Annotated in this window: 13 protein-coding genes and 1 pseudogene; 7 read left to right on the forward strand and 7 right to left on the reverse strand. The window is 51.7% G+C overall.

What is annotated here, in order from left to right; translation table 11 throughout:
• Positions 1-189: 189 nt before the first annotated feature.
• Positions 190-348: a hypothetical protein gene (locus D8670_RS20965; protein WP_162994279.1), complete on the reverse strand. Its 159-nt coding sequence runs from the start codon at positions 346-348 to the stop codon at positions 190-192.
• Positions 349-453: 105 nt separating this feature from the next.
• Here D8670_RS20965 and D8670_RS11640 point away from each other — a divergent pair, with 105 nt between their 5' ends.
• Positions 454-1,218 (forward strand): IclR family transcriptional regulator, encoded by a 765-nt coding sequence (locus D8670_RS11640; RefSeq protein ID WP_121818259.1) that lies wholly within the window; start codon positions 454-456, stop codon positions 1,216-1,218.
• A 590-nt stretch (positions 1,219-1,808) separates the two neighbouring features.
• On the opposite strand, the gene D8670_RS11645 is transcribed toward D8670_RS11640, so the two are convergent.
• Together D8670_RS11645 and D8670_RS11650 are read right to left on the reverse strand one after the other, a co-directional pair.
• Positions 1,809-2,831, reverse strand: a complete 1,023-nt coding sequence (locus D8670_RS11645; protein WP_121818260.1) for an oligopeptide/dipeptide ABC transporter ATP-binding protein — start codon at positions 2,829-2,831, stop codon at positions 1,809-1,811.
• Positions 2,821-3,837, reverse strand: coding sequence for an ABC transporter ATP-binding protein (locus tag D8670_RS11650; RefSeq protein WP_162994280.1), 1,017 nt, complete (start codon positions 3,835-3,837; stop codon positions 2,821-2,823). Before D8670_RS11650 ends, D8670_RS11645 begins: the two co-directional genes overlap by 11 nt.
• 255 nt (positions 3,838-4,092) lie before the next feature.
• Between D8670_RS11650 and D8670_RS11655 the strand changes: the two genes are divergently transcribed.
• The 5 genes and pseudogenes from D8670_RS11655 (at position 4,093) to D8670_RS11670 (ending at position 9,229) form a co-directional block, all read left to right on the forward strand.
• A complete protein-coding gene (locus D8670_RS11655; RefSeq protein ID WP_121818262.1) occupies positions 4,093-5,295 on the forward strand; it encodes an MFS transporter in 1,203 nt (400 codons plus the stop codon).
• 276 nt (positions 5,296-5,571) lie between these two features.
• Positions 5,572-7,299 carry an ABC transporter substrate-binding protein gene (locus tag D8670_RS11660; RefSeq protein ID WP_121818607.1) on the forward strand — a complete coding sequence of 576 codons (1,728 nt, stop codon included), beginning with the start codon at positions 5,572-5,574 and terminating at the stop codon, positions 7,297-7,299.
• A 20-nt stretch (positions 7,300-7,319) separates the two neighbouring features.
• Positions 7,320-7,613: pseudogene (locus D8670_RS21835) on the forward strand (ABC transporter permease); the annotation flags it as partial.
• 42 nt (positions 7,614-7,655) lie between these two features.
• Positions 7,656-8,297 carry an ABC transporter permease gene (locus D8670_RS11665; protein ID WP_162994281.1) on the forward strand — a complete coding sequence of 214 codons (642 nt, stop codon included), beginning with the start codon at positions 7,656-7,658 and terminating at the stop codon, positions 8,295-8,297.
• Positions 8,298-8,302: 5 nt separating this feature from the next.
• Positions 8,303-9,229 (forward strand): ABC transporter permease, encoded by a 927-nt coding sequence (locus D8670_RS11670; protein WP_121818264.1) that lies wholly within the window; start codon positions 8,303-8,305, stop codon positions 9,227-9,229.
• 133 nt (positions 9,230-9,362) lie between these two features.
• Here the strand turns inward: D8670_RS11670 and D8670_RS11675 are convergent, their stop codons facing one another.
• Positions 9,363-10,511 carry a M20 family metallopeptidase gene (locus D8670_RS11675; RefSeq protein ID WP_121818265.1) on the reverse strand — a complete coding sequence of 383 codons (1,149 nt, stop codon included), beginning with the start codon at positions 10,509-10,511 and terminating at the stop codon, positions 9,363-9,365.
• A gap of 630 nt (positions 10,512-11,141) precedes the next feature.
• Here D8670_RS11675 and D8670_RS11680 point away from each other — a divergent pair.
• The gene (locus D8670_RS11680) at positions 11,142-11,654 is read left to right on the forward strand and encodes an Lrp/AsnC family transcriptional regulator (protein ID WP_121818266.1); all 513 of its coding nucleotides are present in this window, start codon (positions 11,142-11,144) and stop codon (positions 11,652-11,654) included.
• Positions 11,655-11,777: 123 nt separating this feature from the next.
• Here the strand turns inward: D8670_RS11680 and D8670_RS11685 are convergent, their stop codons facing one another.
• The 3 genes from D8670_RS11685 to D8670_RS11695 form a co-directional block, all read right to left on the reverse strand.
• Positions 11,778-13,097 carry an aminotransferase family protein gene (locus D8670_RS11685; protein ID WP_121818267.1) on the reverse strand — a complete coding sequence of 440 codons (1,320 nt, stop codon included), beginning with the start codon at positions 13,095-13,097 and terminating at the stop codon, positions 11,778-11,780.
• Positions 13,098-13,480: 383 nt separating this feature from the next.
• Positions 13,481-14,488 (reverse strand): ornithine cyclodeaminase family protein, encoded by a 1,008-nt coding sequence (locus D8670_RS11690; protein WP_121818268.1) that lies wholly within the window; start codon positions 14,486-14,488, stop codon positions 13,481-13,483.
• Positions 14,489-15,147: 659 nt separating this feature from the next.
• Positions 15,148-17,103, reverse strand: a complete 1,956-nt coding sequence (locus D8670_RS11695) for a TRAP transporter large permease (protein WP_121818269.1) — start codon at positions 17,101-17,103, stop codon at positions 15,148-15,150.
• Positions 17,104-17,145 lie beyond the last annotated feature (42 nt).

A 17,145-nucleotide genomic window follows, 5' to 3' on the forward strand; every position in this document is an offset into this window, starting at 1 on the left:
AATTCGCAGGGCGGCTCTGGAGTATACATAGAGTTCGCTCGGGTGATGTCTCGGGAATTCACGCGATCGCACTTGTTCGGCTGAATTGATAATCGTGGCCTCCGTTCACTCCGGGAAGTGCAGATGATCTATCTCGTCCCCCGGACGCTCTCGCTGATACTCCAGAACGCTCCCGTACGTCTCGTCCGATCAATGCTCGACCGGAACTCTGGTCTTCGGACTGGCGATGAACTCGCGATCTTCGGCGTCGATTACACGACGAAGCGGCCAGATCTCTCCCTCCAGATCTTGCTCACTCCAAGCAAATTTTCTCATTGAAGAACCAATGATTTCTTTTCTCGATGTCATGTGGGTGTCTTATAAATATTCCTACATGATTGGGGAACTAACCCCTGCTCCGAGATCATTCGCCACAGAGAAACTATTAATACTGTTTGTCCATGAGTATTGTTCATGGGGAACACAGGAAAGAGAGTCAACGCAGTCGGCAACTCACTTGAGATCCTACATTTAATAAAATCGGAAGAAGGGGCGCGTCTCTCCGATATAGCTACTCAGCTAGAACTTTCGAAGAGCACCGTACACAGCCACCTCAATACTCTCCAGAGCTACGGTTATATAACGAAAAAAGGAGAAATATACCGCCTGGGATTGAAATTCTTCCACGTTGGTCAGCACACTCGGAACCGGAACGACAGGTACCAATTAGCGAAAGAAAAAACATCTGAACTAGCGGAGTCGTTGAACCATGCAGTGGATTTCGACGTTGAGACAAACGGAAAGATCATGGTTCTCTTCCACGAAGCCAACGAATCGACTGAAGTCGGCCTGAAGGAGGGAGATTACCTACATCTTCACACTAGTTCGACCGGGAAAGCTATCCTCGCCGAATTACCCGAAAAGCGGGTTACTGAACTTCTCGACAGAGAGAGAATGCCTAAGGAAACTGAGTATACAATCACCGAACCTGACAACCTCAGAGAAGAACTCCGAGAAACGAGTGAACGTGGCTATGCCATCGTCGATCAGGAATGGTTGGAGGGGCTCCGAGCAGTCGGTGTTGCTGTGACTCTCCCGGACGGTAGTCCGTTCGGAGCATTAAGCGCTGGCGGTCCGACGTACCGGCTCACCACGGAGACGATCGAAACGGACGTTGCTCCTAAACTTATGGAAACTGCGAAAGAACTAGAGGACGAGATCAGCAGGGTAGTCGAGTAGAGATACCCCTCGGTCAGCGCATTGCATGTTTTACCCTCATAGTGGCTCAACCACGGATGTCAGATAGTCGTTCGCGGAAGCTACGGACGCAGATACCAGCGTATAAATATCAATAGAAGTCGAAGGAAGAACATCCTTCTATGTTTTGCGATAGCGAACTATTTTACACGACCAGCGGGCTTGACAGCGGGTTTCTCATATCTGTCCGTGGTAAAGGAGATATCAATCACGCTGATAGTATAGACTACTACTAAATAATAAGTAAAATATTATGGATATATTATACTACTCATTACGTACATAGGAGTGTAAAAAGAGCGTCGGTATCTCCTTGTGGTTTTATAGAGAAGGTCGGTGGCGTGATATTCATGATGAAACGATCACGTAATAAATATTATAGCACGGAATATCAAAATAACATTGGTCTGATACTCAGGATCTCCTTGATCCCGCCACGATCATTAGTTCCGATCTTTTGTTCCTTATCACCGAACTGTTATACGGGGACAAGTACCGAATGGTGTGCCTCGTCTAATGTCAATCTCACCATCTATTCAGCGACGTAACCTCGGGAAATACGAGCGAAGCAATCAATTGCGGAGCACGGGAGCTTCCTGTACCTCTTTTTCGTTCTCATCATGGTAGAGGTAACATCTCACGTTTCGGTCCTCAGCTTCTGCTAGACCGGGTTCTGCGTTCTCGCAGACATCCATCTTCTCGGGACAGAGAGGATGGAAGTTACAACCACTGACCTGCCGCTGATCCGTGTCGTCAGCGGAACTAGTGAGGAGAACACGCTCACGCTCGGTAGATAAATCTGGAAGACTGCGCATGAGTGCCTGTGTATACGGATGTTTGGGTCGCTTCATGATCTCTTCTACGTCGCCTTCCTCAACGATCTTCCCGCTATACATGACACCGATCTTGTCCGCGACGAGACGCGTGAGGGCCAGATTGTGGGAGATAAATAATATCGTGAAATCCAGCTTGTTCTGGAGGTCTTCTAATATCTTCAGAATACCGGCTTGAATGGAAACGTCAAGCATCGACATCGGCTCATCGGCGATAAGTAAGTCTGGTTCCAGAACTAATGCCCGTGCAATGTTGACTCGCTGTAGCTGCCCACCGCTGAGTTGCGCCGGATACGTCTGCAGGAACTCCTCTGGCGGTCGCAGGCCGACCTCGAAGAGAAGCTCTCGGACGCGGTCTTCAGCGTCAGCTGTCTCGTAGCCATAGTTCTTCAACGGCTCAGAGACAGACTGGAGGACTGTTTTCTTCGGGTTCAGACTGCCATAGGGGTCCTGGAAGATGATCTGAGCCTTCCGTCGGAACTCATGTAACTCACGACGGTCGAATTCGAGTATGTTCTCTCCGTCGAAGTATATCTCCCCGGCCGTCGGCTCCTCGAGACGAATGACGGCTTCCCCGAGCGTAGATTTCCCCGATCCGCTCTCACCGACTAATCCGTACACCTCTCCCTGTTCGATCCTCAGGTCAACGTTGTCGACAGCTTTGATACGGTTTTTCTTCCCCAGGAGTGAGGCGAGTAGCCCCCCGGAATCCTCGTAATACTTTTTCAAACTTTTCGTTTCGAGTATCGCATTATCGGACATGTTCTATCTCCTCCTGTCGCCAGTCCACGTCGAAGGCTCGCCGATTGAGTTCCTCGAACTCGTCGGCGCGATAGCAGGCGCTCTCGATATCGGCGCGCGCCGACTCGAATGGCGGATGGGCCTCGTGGCACTCCGGAACATCGAACGGACACCGATCTACGAATCGGCACTCACTCGACAGCGATCGGAGGTCCGGGGGATCCATCTCCATTCGAATTAGTTCTTCCAACTCCGAGTTGATGTTTGGAAGGGAATTTTTCAATCCGATGGTGTACGGGTGCGTCGGCTCCTCGAACAGCTCGCGGCTCGGCCCCTTTTCGACGACCTTTCCGCCGTACATCACCATCAGGGAATCACTCGTCTCCACGAGGTCCGCGATATCGTGTGACACGAAGATTATCGAAATACCGAGTTCGTCTCGGAACCGTTCGATATCGCTCAGGATTTTGTCTCGAACGAGTACGTCCAACCCCGTTGTCGGTTCGTCGGCGATGATCAGATCCGGTTCAAGAATCATCGCCATGGCGACGATGACGCGTTGTTTCATTCCGCCGCTCAGCTGGTGGGGATACGCTTTGAGCCTGGATTCGTCGATATCGACCATTGAGAGGACTTCTTTGGCCCGTTCAACCGCCTCACGCTTTGTGGTCGAATTGTTGACAGTGAGAGGTTCGATGAGTTGTTCCTTGATAGTCGCTACGGGATTGAGACTGTTCATCGCCGCTTGAGGAATGTACGCGATCTCGTTCCACCGCATCTCTCGCAACCGTTGATCGGACATCTCGAGGATGTTCTCCCCGTGGAGAAGTATTTCGCCAGACGTGATATGAGCGTTCGGCGCGAGGTGTCGGACTAGCGCTTCGGAGAGGGTGGATTTCCCGCATCCGGACTCTCCCAGTAAGCCCGTAATTGTTTGTGATTCAAGTTCAAACGAGATGTCATCTAAAGCGTGTATCCGGCCGTCGTCCACCTCGTAATACAACGACAAGTTATTCACTGATAGCATGTTCTGACGTCCTCGTCTTGTGGCGCGGTTTTCCGATCTGGTGATGCGTTTCGGTTCCATACAGAGACCGGACGGGCCGTTGGTTGTGGGGTGTTGTGCTACCAAATACCATTCTCGTTGGTATACACCACCCTCTCGCATTAAAAACCTTCCCCACTGAGTCATCTAAGACTGGCTCGTACATCTATAAATAAAGATAATCGGCCGCATGATCGGAACAGAAATATCGAACTTCCCTACAATGAGTAGTGGGGAATGAGATCCAACACAGTCCGAGCCGTCTTTTCAAGATGGAGTGATCGTTTCACCGTCCTCTCGCTCTGTGTTGGGTCGTATTTCGCCGTTCGATTTACTCAGGTCCTCATAGGACCGGTCGTACCTGAAATCACGAGAACATTCGACGTCTCCAAGGGAGCAATCGGTGTAGCACTCACTGGGATGTGGGTCGCGTATGCGCTCTTTCAGCTACCGAGTGGAGTCTTCGCAGATCGGTTTGGGGAACGTCGGCTCATGCTCGTCGCGCTTGGGACCATTACTTGCGCGACGCTCGGACTAGCGACTGCACCGACGTTCCAACTGTTCGGTCTCGGCGTACTGGCTTTGGGAATCGGAGCGGGGATATACTATAACCCGGCGACGGCGCTGCTTGCTCGGGAGTTTGACGAGGTGGGATGGGCAGTTGGCATGCACCGGACCGGCGGGCAGGTCGCTGGGATAGCGGCTCCCGTTGCCGCGACGGTTATAACCGTTCGATACGGATGGCGGGCAGCGATCGCCGTCGGGTTCCTTCTCACTGTCGTCGCTGTCATCCTTTTTGCCTGGCAAAGTACAGTGGGCACTCCAGCCCGACCGACTGCCTCACTGAGTGAGTTATTCGAGCCATCCAACCTCCTGGCGTTGCTGATCCGTCCTCACACGCGGTATACTACTCTCATAGCTACGCTCGTGGAGTTCGTCGGTTTGGCCTCGATGGCGTTCTTACCAACCCTCTTTATCGAGCATTCCGGCTTCTCAAGCAGGAGGGCAAACCTGCTATTTGCGCTCTTCTACGCAACTACCGCTCTCTTCCAGCCGCTCGGTGGCTGGCTCTCTGGCCGCATTGGCCGCGACGAGACCATCGCCTTTCAGGCGATCGCCGGTGTCCTCGGCTATGGAGTGCTCGTCATCGGTGATAGGCTCATCGTTGCTGTTCCTGCCGTAGTGCTCGCTGGGAGTGCTATAAGTAGTATGCCGGTAATCCAATCACGGATGATGGACGAGTTATCGGCAGCGGACCAAGGACGAGGATTCGGTCTCTTTCGAACTCTCTACCTCCTGGTCGGTGCGCTGGGAACGACGGTAATGGGATCGACCGTTGATGTCGCTGGTTGGGAGACGGCAACTGGTCTCCTTGCGGCACTACTCGCAGTCGTCGTTCTCTCGCTCATGCCCAAGATAATCGACTACGACTGCCGATGACCTGATTCCGTCACGTCCGGCGCTGCCCATGCTCGCTGGTGTCTCTCTTCTGGATTTGGAGGGACTTCCACAATTCAAACCAATACTCTGTTTTCTATTTTATAAGATTCTGTCTTTTTACATTAATTCAATACCCTATCGCCCCGTTTGGAAGACTCGTTTCAACTGTGCTATCCAAAAGATACTCCGGAAATAACTGCAGGGATCATTGTTATCCTATTCTCAGGAGGAAAACCAATAGTAACGTTTAAATCATGAGTTGTATATTGTTACCCTATGGCAAAGAGACGCCCCTACGAGCAGCTCCCGGATTCCCTCAAGGAGGCGAAGCGTCGTCAGGTGCTAAAATCACTCGGTGCCGTGGCAGCGGCTGGTTCCCTAGCAGGGTGTTCGTCTGGAGACGACGATAGCCCCGACCTCGCGGGGCGAGGTAGCGACGACTACGGGGACACCATCGAACTAAGTATCGATGCCCCTCGCCTACAGAATATTCCCGATATCATGCGAGACATCGGTAACCACTGGGAGCAAGAACTCGGTATCACATTCAATATCGAAACGACTTCCTGGGGGACCTATCTTGACATGATTTGGATCCAACAAGACTATGAGAACGTCGCCTGGACGTTCTTCGGAGGTTCACCGGAACGGTTCGACCCGCAGTTCTTCCTTTCGGTACACACCCCTGATAACCCACAGAACGTCTCGAATTGGACTGATCCGGAATACACCGAGCTTTACCAAGAGTACACTCGCACGTTTGACGAAGAACGCCGGAACGAGATCGTCGGCGAAATGCAAACTATGTGGCACGAGGACCACGCCTCGACGGTCAACATTTGCTGGCCAGTTGATCTGTTTCCGTATGATGCCGAACGGTGGAACCTTGAACCGACGACGATGATCGGCGCTGGTGCCGCATCAACGATGACCCTTATCACAGCTGAACCACAGGGGGACGAAACATCTCTCATAATCGGTGGTGAGGAAGTAAACCAGCGTCCGAACGTTACCGCACCAACGGCAAACGCAATGGACTGGTTATTCCGATCGGTCTATGATACGTGTAGACGGTTGAGCTTGGACGGTGAATTCATAAACTGGGCTATCGAGAACTTCGAGGTCATCGACGAAACCACTATCGATCTCACACTCCGCGAAGGAATGGAGTTCCATGACGGGGAGCCAGTCACTGCAGAAGATTTACAGTTCACCTTCGAGTTCCTGAGTTCATACACGTTTGGGAAAATCGACACACACGTACAACCGATAGACAGCGTGAGTCTCGAAACGGATCTGACGGCGCGAGTACATCTTGAAGACCCGTGGGCGAACTTCACAACTAATACACTCGTTTACACGTGGATTCTACCAGTTCACATCTGGGGAGATGTACCGAATCAGGTCGATGAACCGGTTAACTGGAGTCAAGAGGTTGGCAATAATCCGCCCGGCGACTGGGCAGCAAGCGGACCCCTGCAGGTCCGAAGTGTTTCACCTGAGCGGATCGAACTCGAGGCCTACGACGATCACTTCAGTGATTATCCCCAATACGACGAGCTGATCTACCAACGCCAGGGAAGCGAGGAGGCCGTTCGCAGTGAACTGGTCGAAGGGAACATCCACGCGAAGCTACAGGTTCCATCAGTGTCCATGGCTAACCAGGCGGCAGACCAGGGGGATCATATCGAGTTGATCGAAGAGGACTCGCTGTTGACACAGTGTTATTCGTTTAATGTCAACAACTCACCGGGCGATGATTTGGTATTTAGAAAGGCCCTGAGAGCGTGTACTAATGCGAATCAGATGATGCAAGTCCATCGACGCGGACATGCTGTTGAAAGCGATTCCACGTATATCCACCCGGAACATCCGTTGGAACTCGGGAGAGACGACCTCCCGACAATGCCGGAGATGTATGATCCGGAAAACGCCAGGCAAATGCTTGAAGATGCCGACTACGCCTGGGATGATAATGGACAGCTCCGGTATCCGAGCGACTAGATCCTCCAGTGTGAGATACAATGAGTCTCCATAGATATGTAATTCGCAGAACTGTTCGGTGGTTCGTTCTGATCTGGTTATTGCTGACGATTATCTTTCTGCTGTTCAGAGTGACACCTGGTGACCCGACCGGCTTCCTTGTCGGCGGACAGTTCTCGGAGGAAACGCGTCAACAAATCTTGGAAAGTTTTGGTTTGCACAGACCGCTTCACATCCAATACTACATATTCGTGAAGAACATATTGTTAGCTGGCGATCTAGGTGTTTCGTTTCACTACCGACAGCCGGTTTCTGAGATTATAATCCCGAGGATGATAAATACATTATTAATCATGCTACCGGCTATGTCGTTGATCATGCTCACGGCCTACTCGTTGGGATCGCGATTAGGTTGGCGGAAAGGAGAACGGATCGAACAGATCGGCTCATACACGCTCGTGGCGATACGGTCGCTGCCACACTTCGTACTCGGACTGTTCCTCCTCATGATATTCTCTACATGGTTAGACATACTCCCGACTGGTGGCATGGGTCCTATTGAAACGGGACGATCATCGGTCCAAGAAATGTTGCTCGATCCGGTTTTCTACAAATATCTCGCGTTACCGTTTTTAACAGCATTCCTCTTCTTCCTCGCTGACCCGTTCCTCCTGATGCGGGGGAATATGATCAATCAGAAAAACCAAGACTACGTCGACCTGCTGCGGCTCAAAGGTCTTCCAGAAGGCCACGTTCGCAATCAGGCAGCCAGAAACGCGTTACTCCCCCTGTTGACGTACGCAACACCAGCTGTTGCTATCGCGTTTGGCGCCCAGATCCTGATTGAAATCGTGTTTTCGTGGCCAGGAATCGGCCGTGAACTGGTCGAATCGGTCCATAGAAACGACTATCCGGTCGCGCAGGGCGCATTTTTCATCATCGGGTTCCTTGTCATCACTACGAACCTCATCGTTGATCTCCTCTACGCCTACGTCGACCCGCGGATCAGATACGATTAGTAACCATGATAAAGAATTTACTCAACCCCACTGGCGTCGAAACCCAGAAGCTAGAACAGATAAAAAAGAGTATAGTGGAGTTTCTCCAACCGCTTTGGAAGGGTATACTCCGTCGGATAGCCGTCATGACTCTCTCCCTCTTCGTTGTTCTCGGCGTCATCGCACCGTATCTCCCACTCCCCAATGCGTACGAGACGATGCAACGAAGTAACGGGGAATACGTCTTGCTCGAGCCACCAAGCGGAGAGTTCCTACTCGGTACCACCGAAGGCGGATACAACGTCTTTGCCCAGACGGTTCTAGCGACCCGGACGTCTCTCAAGATCGGTTTGTTCTCGGCGATGGTGCTCATCGTCATCGGTCTGAATATCGGTCTTATCGCCGGCTACTACGGTGGCTGGGTCGAGACCATCCTCATGGGCATCGACGACCTCGCATACGGGATGCCGTTCCTTCCGTTCGCCATCGTTTTCGTTGCGGTAATTGGGCAAAGTACTTGGGTATTAGTCGCGGTGATCGGTTTATTGCTCTGGCGTGGCATCGCCAGGGTCGTCCGATCAGAGACGCTATCGTTACGGGAACGGGAGTTCGTGAAGAGTGCACGAGCTTCCGGATCAAGCAATATCAAAATAATGTATTTCCATATCCTCCCCAACCTCCTCCCGATAATTATCGTCTACTTCGTCTTGGGGGCTATCTATGGAATCTTGATCGAAGCTAGTCTCAGCTTCGTCGGCCTTGGCGATCCGACCACGATCAGCTGGGGGATGATGCTCTTCGACGCGTTCCAATCCGGCGCGTTCACCACCGCCTGGTGGTGGGTGCTTCCGCCGAGCTTCGGGCTGTGGCTATTCGTTTGGAGTCTGTACACGGTCGGACGAGCGCTTGAAGATAATCTCAACGAGAATCAGCTTGGCGGCCTCACGGAATGAGCCCCAGCCGGTGAAATCCTCTCCGGCCTGTAGGACGGTATTTCACCTTTGGAACCTCCTTGACCATCCATTCAGATTCTTCAACTAACACGCTCCGAGTTCCGTCATGCTCAGTACGAGATCACTCACATAACTATTGAAGGAGTTCTCTTGCCGCCTGTTTGAGTACGTGCAACCCATCCACTGCTTCCTGCTCGTAAATGTACTCGTCGAACGTATGAGCCTGCGAGATATCGCCGGGTCCCCATGTGATCGCGTCCATTTCGGCGCTGTTTATCAAATCGCGAGTATCCGTCGCTGCGGGGATCCCCCAGGGCTCTGTCGGCACGTCAGTAAGCTCCGCTACATTTCGTCGGAATACGTCGGTCACCCGGCTCTCCTCAGGAGTCAACGACGGTTCGTATATCTGATATTGCTTCCACTCAGTCTCAATGCCGTGTTCGTCGGCAAGCTGCTCGAGTATCGAGTTGAGTTCTTCATCGAGATCTTCGAAGCGCTCGTCCGGTAGAACCCGTCTGTCCAATGTGATCTCAGCGCGTTCCGGAACGATGTTCTCCTTGGTTCCGGCCGAGAATTCCGTCAACGTGGCGAACGCGGTCCCGACCAGTTCGTCCTCCCGAGACCGGACGTCGGTTCCGTAGTCGGTGAGCGCTTCGATGACGTGGTTAGCGTTCTCTATCGCATTTGTTCCCTGATCAGGTCTGCTCGCATGGGAGGGCTCGCCGGAGACCGTGATCGTATACCAGGCCGTGCCCTTGGTTGCGGTGGCAACCCGCATCCCGGTAGGTTCGAGGACGACTCCGTATTCACCCGTGTAGCCCTTCTCAAGCAGCGTTTTCGTCCCGGGGTCACCCGTTTCCTCGCCCATTGCCCCGTGAAAGATTATGGAACCGCTGGAGTCGCCCCGCTCTAGCTCCTTACCGATATCCCGGGTCGTGAGCATACCGATCGCGAGCCCAGTCTTCATGTCCACTGCGCCGCGACCGTAGATCTTCCCGTTGTCTACGGTTCCCGAGTAAGGGCCGTACGTCCACTTTTCGCGGTCCCCGGCCGGCACTACATCCGTATGTCCGTTCAGAACGAGCGTCGGGTCGCCATCTCCGATTCGGGCCACAACCTGTGGACGGTCTTCCACAGGTTCGTCGATCAGTTCTGTCTCGATCTCGTGTTCTTTGAACCAACCGTGAATGTACTCTGCACACTTCAGCTCGTTTCCTGGAGGATTTTCAGTTTCAATCCGGACCAGTTCCTGAATGAGTTCTGTAACTTCAGTGTTATCCATGATACTCTAATTCGGTCCCAGTCTATTATAATTTGTCGTGTGAATGGGTTCTACATCGGCTTCAACGGCAAGGGGAGGGATTGCGGGGAATGCTCCCGGTAGTTGGTCCACTAGGACCGTGCTCAAGGTTATTGACGGCTGCTATGGGCGTATTGCGCGTGAATACTGACCGTCCTCGTCACCTGCGACTAGCCTCGTCCGGAAGCGCGTCGATACCGCCTTAGTCTCCTGTTCCCCTTTGGCGAACTACTATAGGCTCTTTCCCCACTCATTTTACTCCAATACGAACGTAAAGCATTGGATTACATTAGTGGTGTGCCGAACAGGTATCATAGCTGACTGAGACCGGTTATAGGTTGCTGATGCACTATTTAACGTAGAGAATTCTGTCACTATATCTGAAGCTATCGGCATGCCGTGAATAGTGGCGTGCATATCGGTCGCCAATGGAGCCGGACGGAAAGGAAGGAATAGGCCGAGAAAGCGCTCTCTGATGCCGAAAATCTCAGTCCGCGGCGTGTAACGTTCATCGCTATTTCTGTTCTGAGCGACGATATCACGATTCTAGGTCTATCGCTCTTTGTAGATCCCAGTAAACTTATTAAGTAGCGGTTGGTAAAATCTTTCACAATGGATGAACTAGACCTCGAAATCCTGAAGACGATTGCAGAAAAACGGACCGACAGTCCAACGGAGATTCACGAGGAGACCGGAATCCCAGAGTCGACTATCTATTACCGCCTCAACAACCTTCACGACGAAGGAATCATCAAGAACGACCTCTACGATATGGATCTCGAAAAGTTGGGGCTCGGTATAACGATTATCGTCGAGGTGGTCGCTAACTACAAAGAAGATTACCATAAGGAAGTCGGAGAGAAGCTCAGCGAAGTGGAGGGCGTGAGTGAGGTTCACTTCACGATGGGCGATCGGGACTTCGTTGTGAACGCCCACGTTCCTGATCGGAAAGGTGTCGAACGCCTCATCAGCGACTTCGAGAAGATCGAGGAGGTCGAACGGACGGAGTCAAAGTACACAATTACGACGATCAAAAACGAACCGCGCGCTATCAATACGTATTCGCTCGAGACCCTCATTGAGACGCTCGTTGACTCAAACGATACCGGTAACACAGAGTCGTGACTGGATGAAAGGCCAGCGCGCTGTCTCGTTTACTACCGCTGTCACACAAGAACGGGAGTCGGACACGGAGTTGGAGTCGACCACCGCCCTGATGATCGTTACGGTGTTGGCCGTTGTCTTCGGTTAGAAGACTTCGTCGATGGCCTCGTCCAGGACGGAGACGGCTGTATCGATGTCTTCGCGGTCGGCACAGAACGGCGGAGCGACCATTATCTGGAAAGGTGGACGGCCCGGACCGAACAGTGCTCCGTTCTCAGCCGCCCTGGCAACCACCTCTTTGACGGGATTCCGGCCGTCTTCGATCCGGGGATCGAAGACTGGATTGCCCGTCTCCGGATCGGTGAACTCGATCGCATAGAGGAATCCGCGTCCTCGGATGTCGCCCACGACGTCGTGGTGAGAGAGTCCCTCAAGTTGCTTCTCGAGTTCCGGGGCGAGTTGGCAGACGTTCCCGATCTGATCCTCGTACTCGTCCATTGCCGCGATGCCTGCTGCACAGGCGAGCGGATTGCCGGCGAATGTCTGGCCAACGTCGATCCCTTCTTCCCGAAGGTGTGTTCCGATTCGATCGTTCACTAACACGCCTGCCAACGGCACATAAGCGCTGGTCACGCCCTTTGCGAAAGTGATCATATCGGGATCGAGGTTCTCTGTTTGACTCCCGAACCAGTCACCACATCTACCGAAGCCAGTGATAACCTCGTCGATAATCAGCAGGATATCGTACTTATCACAGAGTTCCCGCACGCGCTCAAAGTAACCTGGCGGAGCTGTGAAGGCACCACTACTTCCTCCCACAACTTCGGTGACCAGCGCCGCGATCGACTCCGGACCCTGATTGAGTATCACGTACTCTAGGTGGTCCGCCGCTTGCTCAGCTAATGCCTTGGTCGACCGTGTATCAAACGGACCGTCAACTCCGGTGAATGGCGGTAGGAACTTGACGTTGTTCGTGGTGGCCGCGTGTGATTCCACAGCAAGCCGCGTCTCAGGATCACCAGTCATACCACCGGAAGCATATGTCGCACCGTGGTACGATCGCCAGCGTGTTAGAACCGTTGATGCGTCTTGGACTTCCCGTGCAATCTGAATCGCCGCTTCGTTCGCTTCGCTCCCAGAAATTCCGAAGAAGACATCGTTTAGTGAATCCGGTGCGACCTCGGTTAGCCTATTAGCCAACTCCGTTCGCGTATCATTATCCTTCGCTGAAGAGACGTATTGGATCCGGTCAGCCTGTGATTTGATGGCTTCTGTGATCGCTTCATTACTGTGACCTGCGTTCACACAATACAACTGTGAAGTGAAATCAAGATATTCGTTGTCATCACCGTCATAGACCCGAATCCCTTCTCCCCGATCAAGGGATATGGATTCTGTCCCGGGAGTATTCCAGTGAGCGATCGTCGAGTTCTCATTGGCCGTGATCGGTTCTTGCTCCGACATAGTTGCGAGGTTTAACGCAGAATATTGTAAAGGTAACTGTTAAATGCTGTAGATAACTATTGAAATAAATAGGATGCCTGTAGTAGAGTCCGAGAACAGAGTAGTGACAGACACATAGCGCTACGTTCAGAATGGATCGCCTTGCTCAATAGGCTTCTAATCCCACTCCAAGGCAAGTGACCCGAAAAGACTCAGACACTTTTCCTGAGAATAGGACGAGTAGTGGACGTATACCAGATATTCCGCTGTCAGTTCAAAGATAATACCCGAGTGAGCGGATCCGTGATCTTCGCGGAAATATCTGTTCGACCTGACTCGAAGCCGTCCTTCAGGTAGACACCTGATACTCTGTCTCGAAAAGCCAGATGCTACTGTGGAGTGAATCAGTCGCTAACCAAGCTAAATTCGGTGCCGAATCCCTGTTCGTCCGCGGATTCATACACGAGACGGGCCGTAGCGATGTCCTGGATGGCCAGCCCAGTCGAATCGAAGACTGTTATGTCGTCGTCACCAGACTCGGGTGCTTCGCCGGTGACGACTTCGCTGAGATCGGCGTAAACGTCTTCTTGCTCGAGACGACCTTCGGCGACAGGAACGTTAATCTCGCCGCTGTGTGAACACTGCACCCAATCGTCGACGATCACGTTTGCATCAACGAGAATCTGTGATTCCAGTTCCTGTTTCCCTTCAGCGTCAGCACCGATAGCGTTGATATGTGTCCCATCGGAAATCCATTCGCGTTTCAGAATCGGATCTTCGGAAGGTGTCGTCGTAGAGATAACATCACATCCTGCGACATCTTCTGGCGTTCCACTTACGACTTCGATATTGCGATCGTTCTCGTTTGCGATGAATCGTTCGATTGCCTTTTCATCAAGGTCAGACACGACCACCCGATCGAGATCGATAACGTTCGCGATGGCAGCGAGTTGCGCGTGTGCCTGTTGGCCTGCACCGAGGAGACCCAATGAATTTGCACCGGAAGGCGCAAGGTGACGAGTAGCAACACCGGCCACGGCTCCCGTCCTAAAGCGTGTCAGCTTCGTCCCGTCCATTATTGCTAGAGGATAGGCTGTTTCTGGGTCGCTATAGATAACAACGCCCATTACGGTGGGCAAGCCGAACGTTTCCGGGTTGTCCGGGTGGACGTTTACCCACTTGATTCCAGCTGAGTCCCCCACCGCCGCCGGCATCGCACGAAAGTCGCCATTGATCTCATCAAGATCGACGTATGATTTTGGCGGCATCTTTGCATCTCCGTTTTGATATGCGACAAATGCATCTTCAATCGCGTCGATGACGTTCGACATCTCAATACACTCTGTCAGTTCGTCGGGGCCGATCATGAGAGTGCCCTGATTCGCTTGGTCTGATTCTTCTAGAGTACTCATACTCAATTGGCATATGAATAGCCCCCCTATTAAAATTTTCCACCATATATACTCTATATCTTGGGTTAAGTATTGAATTATCTTTCTAATATTGTAGTCTGCTATGGCAAAGAGAGATTGGCGCGGTACTCCAGTTGAGAAGAACCTGTCCTAATAGGTACCGGCACGACATTCTGAGGAACGTCTTAATTGGTGTCATCGACTTTGCCCACTGTGACTGCTATGATGTGTTCGGTACCAAAGCGCCCGTCGTCGCATTCGATGCACTCCTCACTGTGTACGGGTTATCTCTTAGTTGGGAAGAAATCGCAAGGAATCTCTGTAGGAAAACCCACCTAAGAGAATTATTCAGTGTCTCTACAGCAGGACAGCAGAGCAAAGAGGTCCCGGGTCAGAGTGGATAGAAGATAATGACGCAAAAATATATGGAGAGTTGCAAGAAATTCCCCATCGAAATCATCTTCCACGAAGAGTTCATACGACAACGACGAAGCGGTGCAAGTCTTAGAATTCCCGGATGACAGAGGATATCTGTTAGTACGCCTACTGGATACGGCACAACAGTTGTTGAACCTCTTTTCAATGTGCTAGAAGGATGCACAGGAGCTCATTTTGTGAAGTAGCCACACGTATCTCTGCCATATTAAAAGTACATATACTTACGTATATCCGAGCATTCGCGGTAGCCACAATGCGATGTCCGGGACAGCGATAACTAGGAGGAGGATTACCAATTCTATCAAAAAGAAAATGATAAGGTTTTTACTAATATTTTCGATATTGGTATTCGCTATCGGCGCTGCCACGAACAGCGTTACGCCGAGTGGCGGCGTAATCATCCCCATCGCCAGCGTCATTATCATCACGATACCAAAGTGTAGTGGATCGACGCCGATTTCTACCGCTAATGGTGCGAACACTGGGGCCCAGAGAAGTATGTTGGCGATCGATTCAATGAACAACGCTAACAGAGAGAGAATACCGACGATCAAGAGGAGTATAACTAGCTCACTGCTCGTGGTTGCAAGTATCACGGCGGCTATTTCATCTGGGACACCCGTGATTGCCATCAGTTGGGTTATTGGCATCGCTGCCCCGATGATAAACAGCGTTACACCGGACATTGTGGCCGCACTATAACTCGCTTTGACGAATTCTGTAAGGGTGATCTCACGGTAGACAAAGATCCCAATCACGATCGCGTATAGCACGGCCACGCCACCGGCCTCTGTCGCGGTAAATACTCCAGAGAGAATGCCACCAATGATGATAAGTGGCATGAGAAGCGCGAACCCAGCGTCTTTGACGATGCCAATCGCCTCGGCCGTGTCCGGCCGTTCGCGGTGTTCAACCTCTGGGAATTTTTCCCAACCAGTACGGTAACCAATGATGTATGTTGCGGCCATTAGACCAAGACCCATTAGGATACCAGGGATGACACCAGCCATGAAGATGCCGGCAACACTCACAGATGGAACTGTGATCGCGAAGATGATCATAATGATACTTGGCGGAATGATCGGTCCAATGACCGATGAGGAACAGGTTACCGCGCACGTGTATCCGGTATCGTACCCTTCGTCCTTCATGGACGGAATGAGGATGCTGCCCACCGCTGCGGTGTCAGCGACGGCAGATCCAGAAATACCTGCAAAGAGCATGCTCGATACGACGTTAACGTGAGAGAGCCCTGCTCGCAATCGTCCGACGATAAGGTTTGCAAAATTGATGATCTGCTGTGTGATACCGGCGATCGTCATAATCCGTCCGGCGTAAATGAAGAGCGGAATCGCCAAGATCGAAAACGAATTTATTCCTTGTCCCATCTGTTGGATGACTATCAGCGGTTGGAGGATTGCTAATCCGTTCGGGAAGAATAGCAAAAATATCAACGGACTAAGTGCCATCGCGAACGCGACCGGTGTATTGATGAGGATTAGGAATATGAGTAAAACAAATATTACAACTATTTGCAGGATACTATTGCCCGGGGGGGCAAAGTTGGTGAACGAGACGAAGGCACCACCGAGACAGAGGACAATAAGCGTGCTTAGTGCAATGTAGCTGTCGTCAACTAGGTCCTCAATTAATGTTCCGAGTATGCGCTGTCCGCCTTCGATAGTGAGATAGAATCCACCGATTGCAAGTGGGATACGCGTCCAAAACATTGAAATCTGTGAGATTCCGAGGACTTCGTAGACGGTCTGGCTACTCGCCTGATCCAGCGCTAACTGTGCCCCCAGCTGTAACATCGCGAATCCGAGAAGAACAACCAATCCATTGATGAATACTGTTGCACCTCGGGCGACGGATGACGGGAGTTTCTTATGGACGTACTGAATGCTTACGTGGTCCCCAACGTAATAGGCGATGGCTCCGCCAACGTACGTCACCCAGATATTCAGGATAATCGACGTACCTCCTGGCCACGGGAGGGCGTTATTAAGAACGTATCGAAAAAAGACGTTGATATTGATGAAAATCACGATACCAAGTAAGGCAGTAATCGATAGCCATTTCAGCACATACCGTATGGCCCACTCAAGATTTCTGAGTAGCGCTTCTACCTGTTCAATCCTTCCAACAAATGGATACTTATCTTTCTTTATAGCCATTTTATTTTAAATTTTAACCCTACTAATTAGTTTCGGTGGTAG

The organism is Halostella limicola, from assembly GCF_003675875.1.
Lineage (GTDB): Archaea > Halobacteriota > Halobacteria > Halobacteriales > Natronoarchaeaceae > Halostella > Halostella limicola.

What these genes read in the sequence shown, in the direction of transcription:
- D8670_RS11680 (WP_121818266.1), top strand. Translation starts at nt 11,142, where the DNA reads ATGGATGAACTAGACCTCGAAATCCTGAAGACGATTGCAGAAAAACGG.
- D8670_RS11650 (WP_162994280.1), bottom strand. Translation starts at nt 3,837, where the DNA reads ATGCTATCAGTGAATAACTTGTCGTTGTATTACGAGGTGGACGACGGC.
- D8670_RS11645 (WP_121818260.1), bottom strand. Translation starts at nt 2,831, where the DNA reads ATGTCCGATAATGCGATACTCGAAACGAAAAGTTTGAAAAAGTATTAC.
- D8670_RS11665 (WP_162994281.1), top strand. Translation starts at nt 7,656, where the DNA reads ATGCTCACGGCCTACTCGTTGGGATCGCGATTAGGTTGGCGGAAAGGA.
- D8670_RS11675 (WP_121818265.1), bottom strand. Translation starts at nt 10,511, where the DNA reads ATGGATAACACTGAAGTTACAGAACTCATTCAGGAACTGGTCCGGATT.
- D8670_RS11640 (WP_121818259.1), top strand. Translation starts at nt 454, where the DNA reads ATGGGGAACACAGGAAAGAGAGTCAACGCAGTCGGCAACTCACTTGAG.
- D8670_RS11655 (WP_121818262.1), top strand. Translation starts at nt 4,093, where the DNA reads ATGAGATCCAACACAGTCCGAGCCGTCTTTTCAAGATGGAGTGATCGT.
- D8670_RS11695 (WP_121818269.1), bottom strand. Translation starts at nt 17,103, where the DNA reads ATGGCTATAAAGAAAGATAAGTATCCATTTGTTGGAAGGATTGAACAG.
- D8670_RS20965 (WP_162994279.1), bottom strand. Translation starts at nt 348, where the DNA reads ATGACATCGAGAAAAGAAATCATTGGTTCTTCAATGAGAAAATTTGCT.
- D8670_RS11660 (WP_121818607.1), top strand. Translation starts at nt 5,572, where the DNA reads ATGGCAAAGAGACGCCCCTACGAGCAGCTCCCGGATTCCCTCAAGGAG.
- D8670_RS11670 (WP_121818264.1), top strand. Translation starts at nt 8,303, where the DNA reads ATGATAAAGAATTTACTCAACCCCACTGGCGTCGAAACCCAGAAGCTA.
- D8670_RS11690 (WP_121818268.1), bottom strand. Translation starts at nt 14,488, where the DNA reads ATGAGTACTCTAGAAGAATCAGACCAAGCGAATCAGGGCACTCTCATG.
- D8670_RS11685 (WP_121818267.1), bottom strand. Translation starts at nt 13,097, where the DNA reads ATGTCGGAGCAAGAACCGATCACGGCCAATGAGAACTCGACGATCGCT.